The following is a 16,603-nucleotide window of genomic DNA, read 5'->3' on the forward strand; positions in this document are numbered from 1 at the left end:
CATCGAAACCATAGCAGCAGTCGCACGGCCCCAGGGCGCCCGAGGAGGCGGGGTACGCCAGGCGACATCCATAGCGAAAAGCTATGGCGGAGGGCGTGGTTCGGGCGGTTGCGGGCCGTTTCCCGGCCCCTGCCCGGCGGGCGCAATTCGCCCCCGCACCCGATCCGGGAGCGCGATCGTGATCGGCCGTGGCGTGCGGCGCGTCGGCCGTTGTGGGATCGGCTCGTTCCGCCCGGACGCCGGGCGACCGGTGCCCGTCGAAGCCTGCTGTGGCACGGACTCGATCGGACGGCCGGTGCCCGTCGAATCCCTTGGCGGCACCGGCTCGTTCCGCCCGGATGCCGGACGACCGGTGCCCGTCGAATCCCGCTGTGACACGGGCTCGTTCCATCCGGGCGCCGAACGGCCGGTGCCCGTCGAATCCCGCTGCGGCCGCTGCGGCACAGGCTGGTTCCGTCCGGACGCCGAATGATCTGCGTCCGTCCGACCCCGCTGCGGCTGCTGCACTCCGGCAGCGCGCGGAGGGTTGGTATGCGCGGTCCCGCTGGTCGGCAAGGAAACGTCCGGCAGGGGCGCCGTCGGTGGCAGGCCGGTCGGACGCTCGGATTCAGGACTCGTCGGCGGCACACCCGCCGGACGCGAGGGATCGGTCCCGGGCGGTGCCGGTTGCCCGGTAGTTCCGTGCCGCGTGCCACCACGAGTCAGATCCACGGCGTGGTGCGACGGCGGGCAGGGCGGCGTCGCACCGTGGGCTGCGCCGGTATGTGGTGCGCTCCCGGTCTGATTCCCGGCATGGTGCGAGGGAGGCATGGGCAGCGTCCCACCGTGAGCCCCGCCCGTGTGCGGTGCGCTCCCGGTCTGATTCGTCACTGGCCGAGGCGGAACAGCGGGGCGCCCCGGCACGCCAGTGTGGGTGTGCGCGCCGGTGTGCGGAACCGAATGCGGATGCGGCGGAACGCTCATCGGCGGCATCCCTTCGGCGCGTGGCGCGAATCCGGTGGGTGGCCGCACGCCACTCGACCGAGTCGGCACACCGGGATACGACTGCTGGGGTGCGTGCGGGGAGCTTGTGGCCGACCGGCCCTCGGGAGCGGGCGCATATGGAGACGCGGTCGCACTCGGACGCCGCACGTCATCGGAGCTCTGCGCGAACTGGGTGTGCGGGCCGGGATCAAAACCAGTTGGCACACCGGGATGCGACGGATCGGGTGCGGTGGATGTGCGGGACTCGTGTGCCGAGCCGTGCGCGGGCGGCACGAAACCGGTGTGTGGCGGCATTCCGGTCCACGAGTCCGCGCCTACGTGCGGTGTGGTGCTGGTCGATGGACCGCTGGTCTGCCGAGCAGCACCTCCGTGCGCAGCCGCGCCGTGCGTCGGTGTGCCGGGGTGCGGTGAGCCGCTGGTCTGCCCCGGGGCTTCGGCGTGCGTAGCCGTTCCGCGCGGCGGCACACCGGGGTGCGGCGGTGCTCCGTTCTGCGTGGCCCCGCCGTGCGCAGCCGCGCCCGTGTGCGACGGCCCGCTGGTCTGCGAGGCCCCGCCGTGTACAGCGGCGCCGGGGTGCGGCGGCACGCCGTTGCGTGAAGAGCCACCTGCTTGCGAGGCCTCGCCATGCGTGGTGTGCCCTGGCGCTTCGGTGTGCACAGCCGTGCCACGCGGCGGTACGTCGGTGTGCGGCGGGCCACCGGTCTGTGCGGGCCCGCCGTGTACAGCCGCGCCGGTATGCACCGGCGAGCCGGGGTGCGTAGGGCCACCGGACCGCGGGGCCCCGACGCTCGGGCCCGCACCGGCGTGCGGCGGGCCGCCGGCCTGTGGGGCGCCGCCATGTGCAGCCAGGCCGGGGTGTGCCGACGAGCCGACGTGCGTGGGCGTGCCGGTGTGCGGCGGACCGCTGGTCTGTGAAGCCCTGCCGTGCGTCGCCGCGTTGGTGTGCGCCGGTGAGCTGGTGTGTGTTGGGCCACCGGGATACGGGGCCCCGGCGCTCGGAGCCGCGCTGGTGTGTGCCGGTGGGGCGACGTGCGTAGGGCTGCTGGTGTGCGGGGCGGGCGCGTGCGGTGGACGTCCGCCGGGGACGAAAGCGGTGCGGGGCGGCAGTGGAGTGGCGTCGGCGCGGGTGGCGAAACCGGTGTGGGGTGGCACGGGGCCGGTTGTCGAATGCGGGGCGGGTGTGGCGGACGCGAGGGTGCGGCGGGCGGCGACGGCGAAATCGGTGCAGCTCGGGAAGCGGTCGGCGGGGCGTTTGGCGAGGGCCCGCGCCATCACCGCGTCCAATGCGGCAGGCAGACCACGGCGGCTGCGGGACAGCGACGGCACCGGCGCGGCGATATGGCCGTTCATCACCGCGGCGGGCGTGGCGCCAGGGAAGGGGACGTTGCCCGTGAGCATCCAGAACAGCGTGCAGGCCAGCGAGTACTGGTCGGCGCGGTGATCGAGCGGCTGCCCGCTGAGTTGTTCGGGCGCGGCGTACGCCAGCGTGGCGGTGATGGTGCCCGCCGAGGTGAGCGTGGTGTCCGCGTTGCGCATGCCCGCGATGCCGAAGTCGGTGAGCAGCACCCGTTCCGGCTGTCCGATGGGCGCCTTGGCCAGCAGGATGTTGGCCGGTTTGACGTCGCGGTGCAGTACCCCGTTGGCGTGCGCGAAGTCCAGCGCCGCGGCGGTCTCGGCGATGATCTGCACCGCGCGTCCCGCGGCGAGCACGTCCACGTCGGCGCTCGCGGCGTCGGAGCCGGGCACGAACTGCATGGAGATCCACAGCTGCTCGTCTTCGGCCCCGCGGTCGTAGACGGTGACGATATTGGGATGGTCGAGCTGGGCGACCAGATCGGCCTCCCGCTCGAAGCGTCCCCTGATCTCGAGATCGCCGTACAGCTCGCGATCGAGCAGCTTCAGGGCGGTCATCCGCGGCAACCGCGGGTGCTGGGCCAGATACACCGTGCCCATGCCGCCTTGACCCAGCACGCGCTTGACGACGTAACCGGCAAAGATTTCGCCAGTACGCAACAAGGTGATTCACCCCCCTCATCGGGTCGAGCACGTGGATCCTACCGATGTATCTCGCGGACCCACGTGGGCGCAACAAGTCCTTCGATTCTCGGTTATTCGCCGGTGGATCGCCGGTTCTCCGCGATGTCGGTGCCGCCCACTACGCTGAGCCCCATGCGCATTGGAGCACACGTCCGGCTCGACAGCGATCCGATCGGCTTCGGTGAGAAACTCGGCGCCGATGTCATCCAGATGTTCGTCGTCGACCCGCAGAGCTGGGACAAGCCGGTCCCGCATCCGCGGACCGAGGAGATCCTCGCCAGTCCGATCGATGTGGTGGTGCACTCCTCCTATCAGATCAACGTGGCGAGCCTGAACAACCGGCTACGGATGCCGTCCCGCAACGCGGTCGCCCAGCAGGCGAAAGCCGCCGCAGAGCTCGGCGCGTTCGGCCTGGTCGTGCACGGCGGGCACGTCCGCTCCGACGCCGAAGTGGAGACCGGAATCGACAACTGGCGCAAGCTGTTCGAACGCCAGCAGGAAAAAGGCGGCTTCGCGGTGCCGATCCTCATCGAGAACACCGCGGGCGGCAACCACGCCATGGCCAGGCATTTCGACTCCATTGCCCGCCTGTGGGACGCGGTCGGCGATTACGGCGCCGGCTTCTGCCTCGACACCTGCCACGCGTGGGCGGGCGGCGAGGAACTGCTCGGCGTCGTCGACCGGATCAAGGCCATCACCGGCCGCATCGACCTGGTGCACCTGAACTCCTCGCGCGACGAGTTCAACTCCGGCGCCGACCGGCACGCCAACTTCGCCGACGGCACCATCGACCCGCAGCTGCTGGCCGAGGTGTGCCGTAATGCGGGCGCGCCGGTGGTGCTGGAGACCCCGGCCGAGGGCGTCGCCGAGGATCTCGCCTATCTGCGCGAGCACGTGGGCTGAGCTGCGACTCATCGAGCGGTGGGGCTGAACGGTCGGGGGTGCCTCATCGCAGGGCTCCCGCGATCAGGGGTCGGCCGCTCCTAGCCGCTGCCCGACGCCGAGGCGTGGTCGGCCCAGCACTTAGTAGGCCAGGGGCCGTCATCTCCTCCTGCCGCTCGCGGATGCCGCGAACCAGCAGAGCCAGGGTCGGCATGTGCCCAGCACCTCCTTCGACGCTCTCTCGTCAGGTCAGCGGGTGGGCGCGGACGTGGTTCCGGCCGCATACCTGCAAATCACGCTCGCCCACCCAGGTTTCCCCGAGCAGTGCCGGGCACGTCGGGTGCCGTGCCCGGCTTACCTCCCGCCGTTGGTAAGCATGGGTGCAACTTCCAGCGTGGTCATCCGGCTGTGGTTGCGTTCCTTTGAGTGGGTGGAGGGCGTTCTCTCGTCAGTTCAGCGGGTGGGCGCGTTCGCAGACGTGGTTTCGGGGGCTTGCCTGCAAATCACGCTCACCCACCCAGGCTTCCCCGAACGGTGCTGGGCACGCCGAGTGCCGTACCCGACCTACCTCCCGCCGTTGGTGGACGCTGGCGCAGGTTCCAGCGTGGTCGACCGGCTGTGGTTGCGTTCTTGGGGAGTAACAGGGTGGGTGCTGTTGCGTGGTAGGTGCGGTGCTGATGGGGGCGGGTCTACCTGTCCCCGGTGTGCGTGCTGGGGTGCTGAAAATCGACGGGAGTCAAATGGTGGTTCGGGGGTTGACGGGCCGGGACCGGTTCGCCAATTGTGGGGCGCGAGTGGCACGTGTTGCGATCATGCCGACGAAAACCCTGGTCGCGGAGGGTTTACGGGTGGTGTGCTCTAGCGCGCACTAACCGTTCTCGACAGCGAAGGTGATCACCATGACGATCGCAACCGCCCCCACTGTTTCGGTGACCAAGCTCGGCGCCCGCATCGGCGCTCAGGTCGACAATGTCCGGCTCGGCGGCGACCTGGACGCGGCGCCGGTCGACGTGATCCGCCGCGCTCTGCTCGAACACAAGGTCGTCTTCTTCCGCGGCCAGGACCACCTCACCGAGGATGGGCAGTACGAGTTCGCCGAGTTGCTCGGTAGCCCGACCACCCCGCACCCGACCGTCACCTCGCACGGGCTGAAGAGCCTGGCCATCGACTCCGAGTACGGCCGCGCCAACAGCTGGCACACCGACGTCACCTTCGTCGACCGCATCCCGAAGGCGTCGATCCTTCGCGCGGTCACCCTGCCGACCTACGGCGGCTCCACCACATGGGCCTCCACAGTGGCCGCCTACGAATCGCTACCCGAGCCACTGAAGCTGCTCGCCGAGAACCTGCGCGCGGTGCACACCAACGTGTACGACTACGCCGCGGCGCACGGCGCCAAGGCCCGCCCCAACGCCGCCGAGTACCGTGCCGAGTTCGAGTCGACCTACTTCGAGACCGAGCACCCGGTGGTGCGCGTGCACCCGGAGACCGGCGAGAAGGCGCTGCTGGTCGGTCACTTCGTGAAGCACTTCGTCGGCCTGTCCGGCGCCGAATCCCAGGCACTGTTCCGCCTGTTCCAGGACCGGGTGACGCGCCTGGAGAACACCGTCCGGTGGAACTGGCAGCTCGGTGACGTGGCGATCTGGGACAACCGCGCCACCCAGCACTACGCCATCGACGACTACGACGACCAGCCGCGCAAGCTGACCCGCATCACCCTGGCGGGCGATGTCCCGGTCGGCGTGGACGGCGTCGCGAGCACCGTCATCGCGGGCAATGCCGAGCACTACTCGATCATCGAGGAGGTCTCCCGCGCCGCCTGACCGGCGCTGCCGGACGACGGCTGCCCCGCGAGGACCGAAGGCCCGGAAACACCCCGCCCAAGGGCGCCGCAACACGCGGGAGGAAGGCTCAGAGACCGCGGGCGGGAGGCCCAAGACACGCGGGGCGTAGGCACCGAGACACGCCGATTGAAGGCGCCTCGAAGGCACCGAGACACGCCGAGCAAAGGCGCCTGGACACGCGGACCGGAAGCTCAGAGACACGCGGGGCGGCCCGAGACCGAGGGCGGGCCGAGGACGAGAGCCCCATTAGTCCACACTGGTGGCCATGAGTATTCGGCCGTTGGACGGAGTTCGCGTCCTCGAGCTCGGTAATTACATCGCCGCGCCCACCGCCGGGCGCATCCTCGGCGACTTCGGCGCCGAGGTCATCAAGGTGGAACGGCCGAAGGCCGGCGACGAGTTGCGCAACTGGCGGCTCTACGGCGGCGACACCTCGATGCTGTACCGCACCGTCAACCGGAACAAGAAGTCGATCACCCTGGATCTGCGCACCGACGAGGGGCGCGCGGTGGTGCTCGACCTGGTCAGGCACTGCGATGTGCTGCTGGAGAACTTCCGGCCCGGCATGCTCGAGAAGTGGGGCCTCGGGCCCGACGCGCTGAACGAGGCCAACCCCGATCTGGTGATCACCAGGATCTCCGCCTACGGGCAGACCGGGCCGATGTCCGCGCGGCCCGGTTTCGCCGCGGTCGCCGAGGCCGTGGGCGGTCTGCGCGAACTGGTTGGCGATCCGGACCGTCCCCCGGTGCGGGTCGGTGTCTCGATCGGTGACTCCATCGCGGGCATCTACGCCGCCTTCGGCACCGTGATGGCGCTCTTCCAGCGAGAGCGCACGGACGACGCGGTGCCCCTGCGGGAACGTGTGATCGATGTCGCACTGAACGAGGCCATTCTCTCGGTGATGGAGTCGCTGGTCCCCGACTACCTGGCCTACGGCATCAACCGCGAGCGCGTCGGCGGCCGGATGGAGGGCATCGCGCCGAGCAACGCCTACCCCTGCCGGGACGGATTCAGCATCATCATCGGCGGCAACGGCGACGCGATCTTCCAGCGCTACATGGGAGTCATCGGCAGGCCCGATCTGGCGGCCGATCCCGAACTCCAGGACAACGCGGGCCGCTGGCGCCACCGCGAACGACTGGACGCGTCGATCGGCGAATGGACGATGCGGCACACCAGGGACGAAGCGCTGAAGATCCTGGAGGACGCGGCCATCCCGTGCGGGCCGATCTACACCGCCGCCGACATCGTCGACGACGAACAGTACAAGGCGCGCAACATGATTCAGCCGTTCCCGGTGGACGTCGGCGAACCGGAACCGAAGACCGTCGGCTTCCCCGGCATCGTGCCGGTGATCGGCGAACAGTCGCTTCCCATCCGCAACGTAGGCCCCGACCTGGGCGAACACACCCGCGAGGTGCTCTCGGGACTGCTCGGCCTGAGCGAGGCCGAGATCGCCGCCGCGTCGGGATCCAGCGAGGTGCAGGCATGAGTGAGCGGAGCGAGCGAATCATGTGCCAGCGCGCACGGCGCATGCCGGAAGCGAGCGCCAGCGAGGTGCAGGCATGAGCCGCAGGCGCGTACGGCGCAGGCCGGCCGGCCGTAATACGTGGGAGCAGCGCGCGCCAGGACACGCGCGGCCGACGATCCACCCGAATCCGGCGGGCGCGAACCAGAAACCGTGGGCGGGCGTGATGTGCGTGCCGCCGCAGGCGCGGGAGGACCGGCAGTGCTGACCGAGACGAGCGGCGCGCTACTGCGTGATGTGACTCTGCGCGACGGACTGCAACTGACCGGCAAGACCTTGCCGGTGGAACGCAAGGTCGAGATCGTGCGCCGCCTGCTCGCGCTCGGCGTGCCCGCGCTGGAGATCGGTTCGATGGCGCGCCCCGACCTGGTGCCGCCCATGGCCAACACCATGGACCTGGTCGCGGCCCTGACCCCCGAGGAGCTCGAGCGCTGCTGGGTGTGGGTGGCCACCCCGCGTCACGTGGCCAAGGCCGCGGAGGCGGGCGTCCGCAATTTCCAGTACTGCTTCTCGGTCTCCGACTCGCACAACCAGGCCAATATCGGCCGCACCACCGAGGACAGCTTGGCCGTGATGCCGGAGGCGGTGCGATTGGCCCACGAGGTGGGCGGCGCCATTCAGCTGTGCTTGGCCACCAGTTTCACCTGCCCGTTCGAGGGCCCGGTGGATCCGGAGCGGGTGCTCGAGATCGCGAACGATCCGCGCACCGAGGGCGCGAGCGACATCGTGCTCGCCGATACGCTCGGCCAGGCCCATCCTGCCCAGGTCGCCGCCCTGATCTCCGCGGTTCGTGACCGGACGCCGCAGCGCCGCATCGTGTTCCACGGCCACGACACCTGGGGCATGGGCGTGGCCAACACCTTGGCCGCGATCGCGGCGGGCGCGGGCATGGTCGACGGATCGCTCGGCGGCTTGGGCGGCTGCCCGTTCGCGCCGGGCGCGAGCGGCAACACCTCCAGCGAGGACATCCTCTTCGCCACCCGCCCCGACTGGTTCGCGCCGCCCACGCTGGCCACGCTCGTCGAACTGACCGAGGGCCTGCTCGCCGATCTCGGCGAACCCAACCGCTCGCGCGCCGCCGAGGGAGCGCGGTCGAAGGCCGCGGCCTTCGAATGGGTCATCGGCTGACCGCGGGGCGGTCCTCGAACACGTAGTTCACGAAGTCGTCGACCGGCTGGTAACCGATCGCCCGGTAGATCCGGTTCGATGTGGGGTTCGCCAGATCGGTGAACAGGCAGACGTCGAGACCGTTGCGGCGCAAGGCCCGCGACACCTGCGCGGTAAGGGCCGACGCGTAGCCGTGCCCGCGCTCGGCGGGCGGCGTGTAGACCGGGCCGATGCGCGTCCAGCCGCCCACCGGAATCTGGTGCGCGGCAAGGCTCACCGGACGGCCGCCGACCTCCCACAACCACCAGCGCCCCGCCGCCACCCGCTTGCGGATCACGTCCGGGTTCGGATGCGGCGGCGCCAGACCGATTTCGTGGCGCATGGCCTCGAACCAGGCAACACACAGCGCGACATCGCGGTCGGCGGCTCGGCGCGGCGCACCGGCGACCCCGCGCGGCACACGCAGCTCGCCGAGCCGGAACAGCCTGGTACGGACGTCTTCCCGCAGACCGACGCCGCGCAGCGCGCACCAATGCTCGGCGAACGACTCCGCGGCGGCGACGAGCCCTTCGACCCCGGTGTTGCCGGGCGCCGCGGCGGCGAACGCCTCGGCGACCGGTCGCAGGCTCTCGGCGGGCAGCTGCCCCAGGTAGACCTCGCGACCTCCGGCCCACATGGCGACGCCGACGACGGCGCCGTCCGCCGCGTGCAGCGACAGGAAGCGCGACGTTCCGTCCGCCGCCTGCTGCCCGTCCACGTGGTTGGCGACGACCGTGGCGATCACCGTGTGCCGCAGGAAATCACGGCTCACGAAGGCCTCTGTCGCGGCGCGATACGCGACAGCATCGCCGGTGATCTCGATCCGCATGCCGCGTACCTCCACTTCGCTCCCGCAGTGTGCGAAGTGTGGACGTACCCCGTCCGCGGCGCCCCTCCGGCGCGATCCCGCCGCGCTCCGCGATTCCGCGGACCTTCGACGGACTTCGTCCGCTGCCCTTGTCAGGCGTCACGATAAGCGTCGAAGACGCCGGGCACCAATGACTTTCGCAGCGACATCACGGGAGAAAACGGTTGCTCAGCCGGTGCCGCTCCTCGCTCCGCTGTCCGCGCGGATCTTGAGCAGGACGAGTCCCGCGGTGCACGCCAGGATCAGACCCGCAACGGTGATCTCGACGTGCAAGCCCGCGATGCCAAGCACGGCCCCGACGACACCGCCGAGGAAGAACAGCCAGGCCAACGCTCGCGCCACGATCGTGGGCACGGAACGCGCGGGCGGATTCGACGCTTTCTGCTTCGCCGCTTCCTGATTCGCGTCCTCCGCCGTGTCGGAGGTCGCGTCTACTGGCGGCAGCGGAGAGGTCGAGTATGCTCCCATCATCTTCTCCTCGGTGACGCCGATCAGAGTGTTCGATCGCGCAGCTCCACCAGCGCGTCTCTCATCCTGATACAGGCGTCTCATGCGTAACTTTGATCACGTACGCTACGGCCCGCACAGGGGGCTCCGCCGCGACACGTGCCCGCGACACGCGGACGAGATCAATTCGATATCTGAATCATATGTGTTTAAAAGTTCCGGTCCGGCGGCAGTGACGGCGGAGGTACGCCTGGCCCGGGTGACCGACCTGGTTTATGGTGAGCCCACTCGAAACACACGAGGAGTGTCCCCGAATGGAGAGCAGCAGGGCCAAGATCGCGGGTCCAGCGATCGCAGCGGGAGCGGTCTCGGTCGGTCTGGTTCTCATCGGCTCCTGCGGGATCGGCGGCGACGAAACCTATGTTCCGCCCCCACCGCTCAAGGACGGTCCCGCTGCCGCGGCCGTGGTCCGCGACGACGGTTCGACGGGCACGGTGTCGCGCATCGTGATTCCGCCGTCGCCGACCTGGCAGATGGCGCCGGGCGGACCCCCGCGCAGGCCCGCCGGATACGTCACGATGACCATTCCGCCGGAAGAGGAATCGGAGACGAACACCCCCCGGCCCGAGCGCACCACGGAGCCGCGCACCACCGCGGCCGAAACGACAAGGGAGACCGAGGAACCGACGACGACCCGGCGGACGCTGTCGGCTACGACACCGCCGTCGGCCGTCGACGAGGAATCGACGACATCCCGCCGACCGGCCGCCACACCCCGGGCGGACTACCAGGGCGAAAACGAGTAGGGCGGCGGCGCGGACGTTTTCGCCCGCACCGCCACCCGACCTCCGTGGTCCTACAGTTCCGGCAGGTCGTAGCTGCCGACCTGGGCGCTGAGCACCTTCAGATGGTCGAGATCGCCGCCGAGCGTCCGGCCGATCGCGGTGAGCCGCGCGACGTAATGGCCGACCGGGTACTCCGCGGTGACGCCGATGCCACCGTGCATCTGGATGGCTTCCTGCCCGACGTGCCTCGCCGAACGTCCGACCTGGAGACGGGCGCGCGAGGCGACCACCGGGTCGTCGGCCCCGTCGGCCAGCGACGCGGTGACGTACAGGCTCATGCTGCGGGCCAGCTCCAGCGAGACGTACATGTTCGCCGCCCGCTGGGTCAGGGTCTGGAACTTCGACAGCGTGACGCCGAACTGCTTGCGCGTCTTCAGGTACTCGGTGGTCAGCCGCAGCGCTTCCTCCATCGCGCCGATGGATTCGGCGCACAGACCGGCGTGCGCGTGGCCGAGCGCGACCTGCACCGACTCGGCCGCGTCCAGCGTGTCACCGAGCAGCTCGGCGGGCGCCTTGTCGAAGGTGATCTGCGCGCCGCGCAGCCCGTCGACGGTGCGGAAGCCCTTGCGTGACACCCCGGCGCCCTCGGCGGCGACCACGAACAGGCCGACGCCACCGCCCGGCAGCACCGCGCTGACCACCAGATCGTCGGCGCAATCGCCGTGCGCCACCGGGTTCTTCACGCCGGTCAGCAGGTAGCCGTCGCCCTCGGCCGTCGCGGTGGTCGCGAGGTCGACGGACGGCCAGCGCACGCCGGGCTCTGCGTGCGCGAAGGCGAGCAGCTTCTCGCCCGCCGCCACGTCGGGCAGGATCCGCTGACGCTGTTCGGCGCTGCCGACCTGTGCGATCAATGCGCCCGGCACCAGCACCGCGTCGAGCAGCGGCTCCGGCGCGAGCCTGCGGCCGATCTCCTCGAGCACGACCATGGTCTCCACCGGACCGGCGCCGACGCCGCCGTCCTCCTCGGTGAAAGCGAGGCCGAGCACGCCGAGCTCGGCGAGCTGGCGCCACACGTCGCGGCTCCAGCCCAGCTCGGTGTCGATCACCTTCACCCGGGACTCCGGGTCGTAGTTGCGGGCCAGCACGTCGCGCACGGTGTCGCGCAGCATGACCTGTTCATCGGTGAGTTCGAATTCCATGGCGAAGCCTCACAATCCGAGGATCGTGGAGGCGATGATGGTGCGCTGCACCTCGCTCGAACCTCCGTAGATGGTTGTCTTGCGGTAGTTGAGGTAGCTGGGGCCGCTGCGCTGCGCCCAGCCGGGGGAGGCGATCTCGTCCGCGTCGACCGGAAGCGCGTCCGGTCCTGCGATGTCGAGCAGCAGCTCGGTGGCGGCCTGCTGCAACTCCGAGCCGCGCAGCTTGAGCACCGAGGAGACGGGGTTCGGCTTGCCCTCGGTGGAATTCGAGACCACGCGCAACTGGGTGAGCTCGAGCGCGAGCAGCTCGTTCTCCAGCTCGGCCACCCGGGCGGCGAACACCGGGTCCTCCAGCAGCGTGCCCGAACCGGACTTGATCTGGCGCGCGTAGTCCTTCGCGACGCCCAGCTTCACCTTGGTGCGGCCGACACCGGTGATGCCGGTGCGCTCGTTGCCGAGCAGGAACTTGGCGTAGGTCCAGCCCATGTTCTCCTCGCCGACCAGCTGATCGGCGGGCACCCGCACGTTCTCGAAGAAGACCTCGTTCACCTCGTACCCGCCGTCGATCAGCTTGATCGGGCGGATGGTGACGCCGGGGCTCTTCACGTCGAACAGCAGGAAGGAGATGCCGGACTGCTTCTTCTGCGCGTTCGGATCGGTGCGCACCAGGCAGAAGATCCAGTCGGCGTACTGGGCCAGCGTGGTCCAGATCTTCTGGCCGTTGACGATGTAGGAGTCGCCGTCGCGCACCGCGGTGGTGCGCAGCGAGGCCAGGTCCGAACCGGCGTCCGGCTCCGAGAAGCCTTGGCACCACCAGATGTCGAGGGCCGCGGTCGCAGGCAGGAAGCGCTCCTTGAGCTCCTGTGAGCCGAAGTGCGCGATGACCGGACCGACCATCTGAGCGTTGAAGGTCAGCGGCTCGGGCACCGAGGCCAGCTGCATCTCGTCCTGCCAGATGTGGCGCTGCATCGGGGTCCAGTCTTTGCCGCCCCACTCCACCGGCCAGTTCGGCACCGCGAGTCCGTTGTCGTTGAGGATCTTGTGCACCGTGACGACGTCTTCACGAGAGAGCTCGTGGCCGTACTTCACGCGCTCACGGATCTCCGCGGGGATCTGGGTGCGGTAGAACTGCCGCAGCTCGTCGCGGAAAGCCGCCTCGTCGGGGGACAGGGATATTTTCATACGCAACTCCCGTTGTGTCTCGTACTTCCGGCACCAACCTACCCCGGGGTAATCCGACGCTGTCGAGTGGATCACATTCGGCGTCTGGCAGGCACGACACCGCGCCGACCTGCGGGCTTCGCACGGCCGCGCAACCCTGCGGCGACCGGGAGAAATCCGCTCGGCCGACTCGGCGGCGGGCGCGTCGAACTGGTACGTTGCAGCCCAGGGCCGGGGAAACCCTGGGTTCGTATTCGAGGAGAACTTGGTGAACGGCAGAACCATCGCACGCGTGGCCGCGACTGTGACTTCCCTCGGCATCGGTGCGGTCCTGACCCTCACCGGACCCGCCTCCGCCGCGCCGGACGCGACGATCGATCAGGCCGTCACCCACCTCACCGAACGCGCAGGAACGGACCAGGCCGCGCGCGCGGGCGTGGACGCGCTCAGCTCGTACACCAAGCTCGTCGACGTCGCCCAGCTACGCGACATCGCGGGCGCCTGGGCGCCCTTCGCCTACGCCGCCCCCACCTTCGGCTGCGGCAGCAACGGCCCCATCACCACGATCATCGCGGCGGGCACCACCGAGGGCAACAACCGCGACCAGGGCGCCAGCCCGGAGCCGGGAACCCTCCGTTTCAGCGCCACCCCGTCGCACTCGGGCGCCCCGCTCAGCTCCGGACTCGTGGTGGCGTGGCTCAACGTCAACAACGGACACAGTGGCATCGACGCGCTCGACGACATGACCGAGTTCAACCTGCCGACCCTGTCCAAGACCGTGCGCACCGGCCCAGGGACCGTCATCGCGTCGATGTGGGGCGTCATCGGATATCCCGGGGCGCACTGCGTGATGACGCCGACCGTCGGCACGTTCGTCGTTCCGGAGACCCCGGCCGCCGCACCCGCGGCACCCGCGCCCGCCGCACCGGAGACCGCCCCTGCCGCGCCGCAGCCCGCGCCCGCCATCGTTCCTGGCAGTTGATCGTCGGCGGATCCGCGACGGCCGCCTCGAACCCGCACCGCCCGCACACCGCAGCGCACCCGGCACACCACAAGCCCACGCCCGCAGGGAAGTTCGTACCCATCATCGCCCTCACCGCCGAGCCACCAGCGGTTCCCACCACCGCATAGTCCGCTGCGCGCGCCGGGCGACGCCCTGGTGGCAGCCTGCCCAGTATCGCCCCCACCGCTCAGGCACCGGCATCTCGCGACAGCCGCACCGACCCCGCCGCCCAGCCACTGGTCGATAGCTGCGGCGGTCGCGACGGCAGCACCCGCACCGGGCATCAACCCTCGAACCGCGCGCGTTCGGCGGAGCTGTCGAGCGGGCGGCACAGACGGACATCTGTCGGACGCCCGATCAGCCGAGGCAGAACAAAAGACAAGGGTGGAGACGCGCGAGAAGACCACTCCATGGGCCGACCGGCCGGAGGCGTCCTGGTCGACTCACCGAGGACGGGTGCACACCACGGCAGGCGGCGATCATTGGGGCAAGGGGGTGCGGTGCAGAGTGACGAGCAGGCGCCAAACCCGCTGCGCGATCTCGGTGGGGGTCGCCTCGATGAGGCCGTGCAGCCAGTCGGCGAGCACCCCGGCGAAGGTCGCTGCCACGGCCGAGGCGACCAGATCGGGCTCCGGCGCACCGGCCAGGGTGCGCTCGGTGTGGCTGCGGGCGCGCAGATCGCGATGGAGTACGTGGCCGAGCGGACCGCCGCCGCCCGGGCGCAACAGTTCCCGGTAGAGCCCGGCGTGCGGGGTGAGACGGTCGAAGAAGGCAAGCAGGGCGGGCGGCGGGCTGGCGGGGTCGGGTGTACCGCGCCAGGCGTGCAGGGAGTCCACGGCATCGCGGACGACATCGGCGCAGGCATCGACGGCGACCGCCTCCAAGTCGGCGTAGTGAAGATAGAACGTGGCGCGGCCGACCCCCGCCCGGCGCACCAACGCGGCGACGCTGACCTCTGCCAACGGGTGGCTGTCGCATTCCTCCAGCAGTGCCCGGCGCAGCTTGGCCCGGGTCCGTGCCGTGCGGGGATCTGCTTGCATGACAGTCACCTGGCCAGCAGGACGGCGGCGAGCGCCAGCGCCCCGGGCAATGCCTGGGCGATCAGGATCCGCCGGTTGGCGGTGAAGCCGCCGTACAGCCCGGCGACGAGCACGCAGACGACGAAGAAGACCTGGACCTGGAACCTGATCGGATTCTCGGCGATCAGACCCCAGACCAGCCCGGCCGCCAGGAACCCGTTGTAGAGCCCCTGGTTCGCGGCGAGCGGGGCGGTGGCACGGGCCATCGCCGCATCGAAGCCGGAGAGCTTGCGGCCCGGCTTCCTCTCCCACAGGAACATCTCCAGAACCAGGATGTACAGGTGCAGCGCGGCCAGCAGGCCGACCAACACATTCGCAGTCGTCTCCATCGCGTATCCAATCCCTAGGATTTAATAGACAGATGTCTAGAATACATGGACAGATGTCTATCAAGGGCGCCGCATCCGCTGCGGCGGACGAGGATCAGCCCAAACCGCCCGGAGGCCTCGGCGCTCAGGCGAGCTCGGCGAAGAACGTGCGGATGTCGGCGACGTGCATGTCCGGGACTTCCATTGCCACGAAGTGGTTGCCGGTGTTGCCCTCCGGCCAGTGGGCGATGTCGTTGTCCTGTTCGGCAAGGCGGCGCATGAGCGCGGAGCCGCCGCCGTAGACGCCCGTCGGGACCAGCTTCTGTCCGGTCGGCCAGGCGAAGCCCGCCTTGCCGAGGCCGTTGTACATCGGCCAGGACGACGTGCCCGCGGTGGCGGTGAACCAGTACAGGCTGACATTGGTCAGCAAGTGGTCGCGGTCGATCGCTTCCTCGAGATGGTCGACCAGCGGCGTGAATTCGCGGAACTTCTGCGTCTGCCAGGCCAGCAGTCCGACCGGCGAATCGGTCCAGGCGTGCGCGAAGGTCTGCGGCGCCGCGCGCAACAGCGTGTGATGGTCGACGCCGCCGGTCATCCACTGCTGCATGAGATCCCACTCCGCGCGTTCCTCGGCGCTCATGGTCGGCACGTCCGCCGCGGTCGGCATGCCGATGCCGCCGTCGAGGTGCACGCCGACCACACGGTCCGGCGCGGCCAACGCCATCTCCGGCGCGACATACGCGCCGAGATCACCGCCTTGAACGCCGTAACGCCGGTACCCGAGGCGGTCCATCAGCTCCACCCACATCCGCGCCACCCGGCCGGTGGTCATGTCCTCGGTCGGGGCCGCGGAGAAGGCGAACCCGGGCACCGAGGGCACCACCACGTGGAACGCCTGAGCGGGGTCGAGGCCGTGCGCCCTCGGGTCGGCCAGCGGACCGATGGTCTTGGTGAACTCGACGAACGAATTGGGCCAGCCGTGGGTCAGCAGCAGCGGCAGCGCGTCCGGCTCGGGTGAACGCACGTGCACGAAATGCACGTCCAGCCCATCGATGTCGGTCAGGAACTGCGGGAACTCGTTCAGCGCCGCCTCCTGCGCGCGCCAGTCGAACCGGGTGCGCCAGTGCTCGGCGAGCTCGCGCAGATAGTCGACCGGGACACCGCGTTCCCAGCCCGCGCCGGGCAGCTGCGCCGACCAGCGGGTGCGGGCCAGCCGGTCGGTCAGGTCGTCGAGATCGACCTGAGGGATGTCGATGTGGAAGGGGCGGAGGGCATTTCGGTTCGTCACGACCACAACGTTAGAAGCCATATAGGACCATCTATGTCCTACTT

General features: G+C 69.8%; 15 protein-coding genes. 7 read left to right on the forward strand and 8 right to left on the reverse strand.

Annotation, left to right across the window (positions count from 1 at the left end):
• Positions 1-81: 81 nt before the first annotated feature.
• Positions 82-2,997, reverse strand: coding sequence for a serine/threonine-protein kinase (locus AC3EO7_RS10070; protein WP_435591048.1), 2,916 nt, complete (start codon positions 2,995-2,997; stop codon positions 82-84).
• 156 nt (positions 2,998-3,153) lie between these two features.
• On the opposite strand from AC3EO7_RS10070, the gene AC3EO7_RS10075 reads away from it, so the two are divergent.
• From AC3EO7_RS10075 to AC3EO7_RS10095, 5 genes are all read left to right on the forward strand, one after another.
• Positions 3,154-3,924 carry a deoxyribonuclease IV gene (locus tag AC3EO7_RS10075; protein WP_431967700.1) on the forward strand — a complete coding sequence of 257 codons (771 nt, stop codon included), beginning with the start codon at positions 3,154-3,156 and terminating at the stop codon, positions 3,922-3,924.
• Positions 3,925-4,802: 878 nt separating this feature from the next.
• Positions 4,803-5,726: a TauD/TfdA dioxygenase family protein gene (locus tag AC3EO7_RS10080; protein ID WP_431967698.1), complete on the forward strand. Its 924-nt coding sequence runs from the start codon at positions 4,803-4,805 to the stop codon at positions 5,724-5,726.
• Between the two features lie 286 nt (positions 5,727-6,012).
• Positions 6,013-7,239, forward strand: a complete 1,227-nt coding sequence (locus AC3EO7_RS10085; protein WP_431967696.1) for a CaiB/BaiF CoA transferase family protein — start codon at positions 6,013-6,015, stop codon at positions 7,237-7,239.
• 73 nt (positions 7,240-7,312) lie between these two features.
• Positions 7,313-7,483 (forward strand): hypothetical protein, encoded by a 171-nt coding sequence (locus AC3EO7_RS10090; protein WP_435591049.1) that lies wholly within the window; start codon positions 7,313-7,315, stop codon positions 7,481-7,483.
• A complete protein-coding gene (locus AC3EO7_RS10095; protein WP_435591050.1) occupies positions 7,477-8,403 on the forward strand; it encodes a hydroxymethylglutaryl-CoA lyase in 927 nt (308 codons plus the stop codon). The genes AC3EO7_RS10090 and AC3EO7_RS10095 overlap by 7 nt, the downstream gene beginning before the upstream one ends.
• Here AC3EO7_RS10095 and AC3EO7_RS10100 read toward each other — a convergent pair.
• Complete coding sequence (locus tag AC3EO7_RS10100; protein WP_435591051.1) at positions 8,393-9,250, reverse strand: GNAT family N-acetyltransferase; 858 nt, start codon at positions 9,248-9,250, stop codon at positions 8,393-8,395. The two genes, AC3EO7_RS10095 and AC3EO7_RS10100, sit on opposite strands and share 11 nt — an antisense overlap.
• A 207-nt stretch (positions 9,251-9,457) precedes the next feature.
• Positions 9,458-9,757, reverse strand: a complete 300-nt coding sequence (locus AC3EO7_RS10105) for a hypothetical protein (protein ID WP_431967690.1) — start codon at positions 9,755-9,757, stop codon at positions 9,458-9,460.
• A gap of 293 nt (positions 9,758-10,050) precedes the next feature.
• Here AC3EO7_RS10105 and AC3EO7_RS10110 point away from each other — a divergent pair, with 293 nt between their 5' ends.
• Positions 10,051-10,542 carry a hypothetical protein gene (locus AC3EO7_RS10110; protein ID WP_431967688.1) on the forward strand — a complete coding sequence of 164 codons (492 nt, stop codon included), beginning with the start codon at positions 10,051-10,053 and terminating at the stop codon, positions 10,540-10,542.
• Positions 10,543-10,592: 50 nt separating this feature from the next.
• Here AC3EO7_RS10110 and AC3EO7_RS10115 read toward each other — a convergent pair whose 3' ends face one another.
• A complete protein-coding gene (locus tag AC3EO7_RS10115; protein ID WP_431967686.1) occupies positions 10,593-11,720 on the reverse strand; it encodes an acyl-CoA dehydrogenase family protein in 1,128 nt (375 codons plus the stop codon).
• 9 nt (positions 11,721-11,729) lie between these two features.
• A complete protein-coding gene (locus AC3EO7_RS10120; RefSeq protein ID WP_431967684.1) occupies positions 11,730-12,902 on the reverse strand; it encodes an acyl-CoA dehydrogenase family protein in 1,173 nt (390 codons plus the stop codon).
• Between the two features lie 247 nt (positions 12,903-13,149).
• On the opposite strand from AC3EO7_RS10120, the gene AC3EO7_RS10125 reads away from it, so the two are divergent.
• A complete protein-coding gene (locus AC3EO7_RS10125) occupies positions 13,150-13,863 on the forward strand; it encodes a hypothetical protein (protein ID WP_435591052.1) in 714 nt (237 codons plus the stop codon).
• Between the two features lie 500 nt (positions 13,864-14,363).
• Here the strand turns inward: AC3EO7_RS10125 and AC3EO7_RS10130 are convergent, their stop codons facing one another.
• The 3 genes from AC3EO7_RS10130 to AC3EO7_RS10140 form a co-directional block, all read right to left on the reverse strand.
• Positions 14,364-14,924 carry a TetR/AcrR family transcriptional regulator gene (locus AC3EO7_RS10130; protein WP_431967680.1) on the reverse strand — a complete coding sequence of 187 codons (561 nt, stop codon included), beginning with the start codon at positions 14,922-14,924 and terminating at the stop codon, positions 14,364-14,366.
• Between the two features lie 5 nt (positions 14,925-14,929).
• A complete protein-coding gene (locus AC3EO7_RS10135) occupies positions 14,930-15,292 on the reverse strand; it encodes a DUF1304 domain-containing protein (RefSeq protein ID WP_431967678.1) in 363 nt (120 codons plus the stop codon).
• Between the two features lie 124 nt (positions 15,293-15,416).
• A complete protein-coding gene (locus tag AC3EO7_RS10140) occupies positions 15,417-16,559 on the reverse strand; it encodes an epoxide hydrolase family protein (protein ID WP_435591053.1) in 1,143 nt (380 codons plus the stop codon).
• Positions 16,560-16,603 lie beyond the last annotated feature (44 nt).

The sequence above is a fragment of the Nocardia sp. bgisy118 genome, assembly GCF_057708605.1.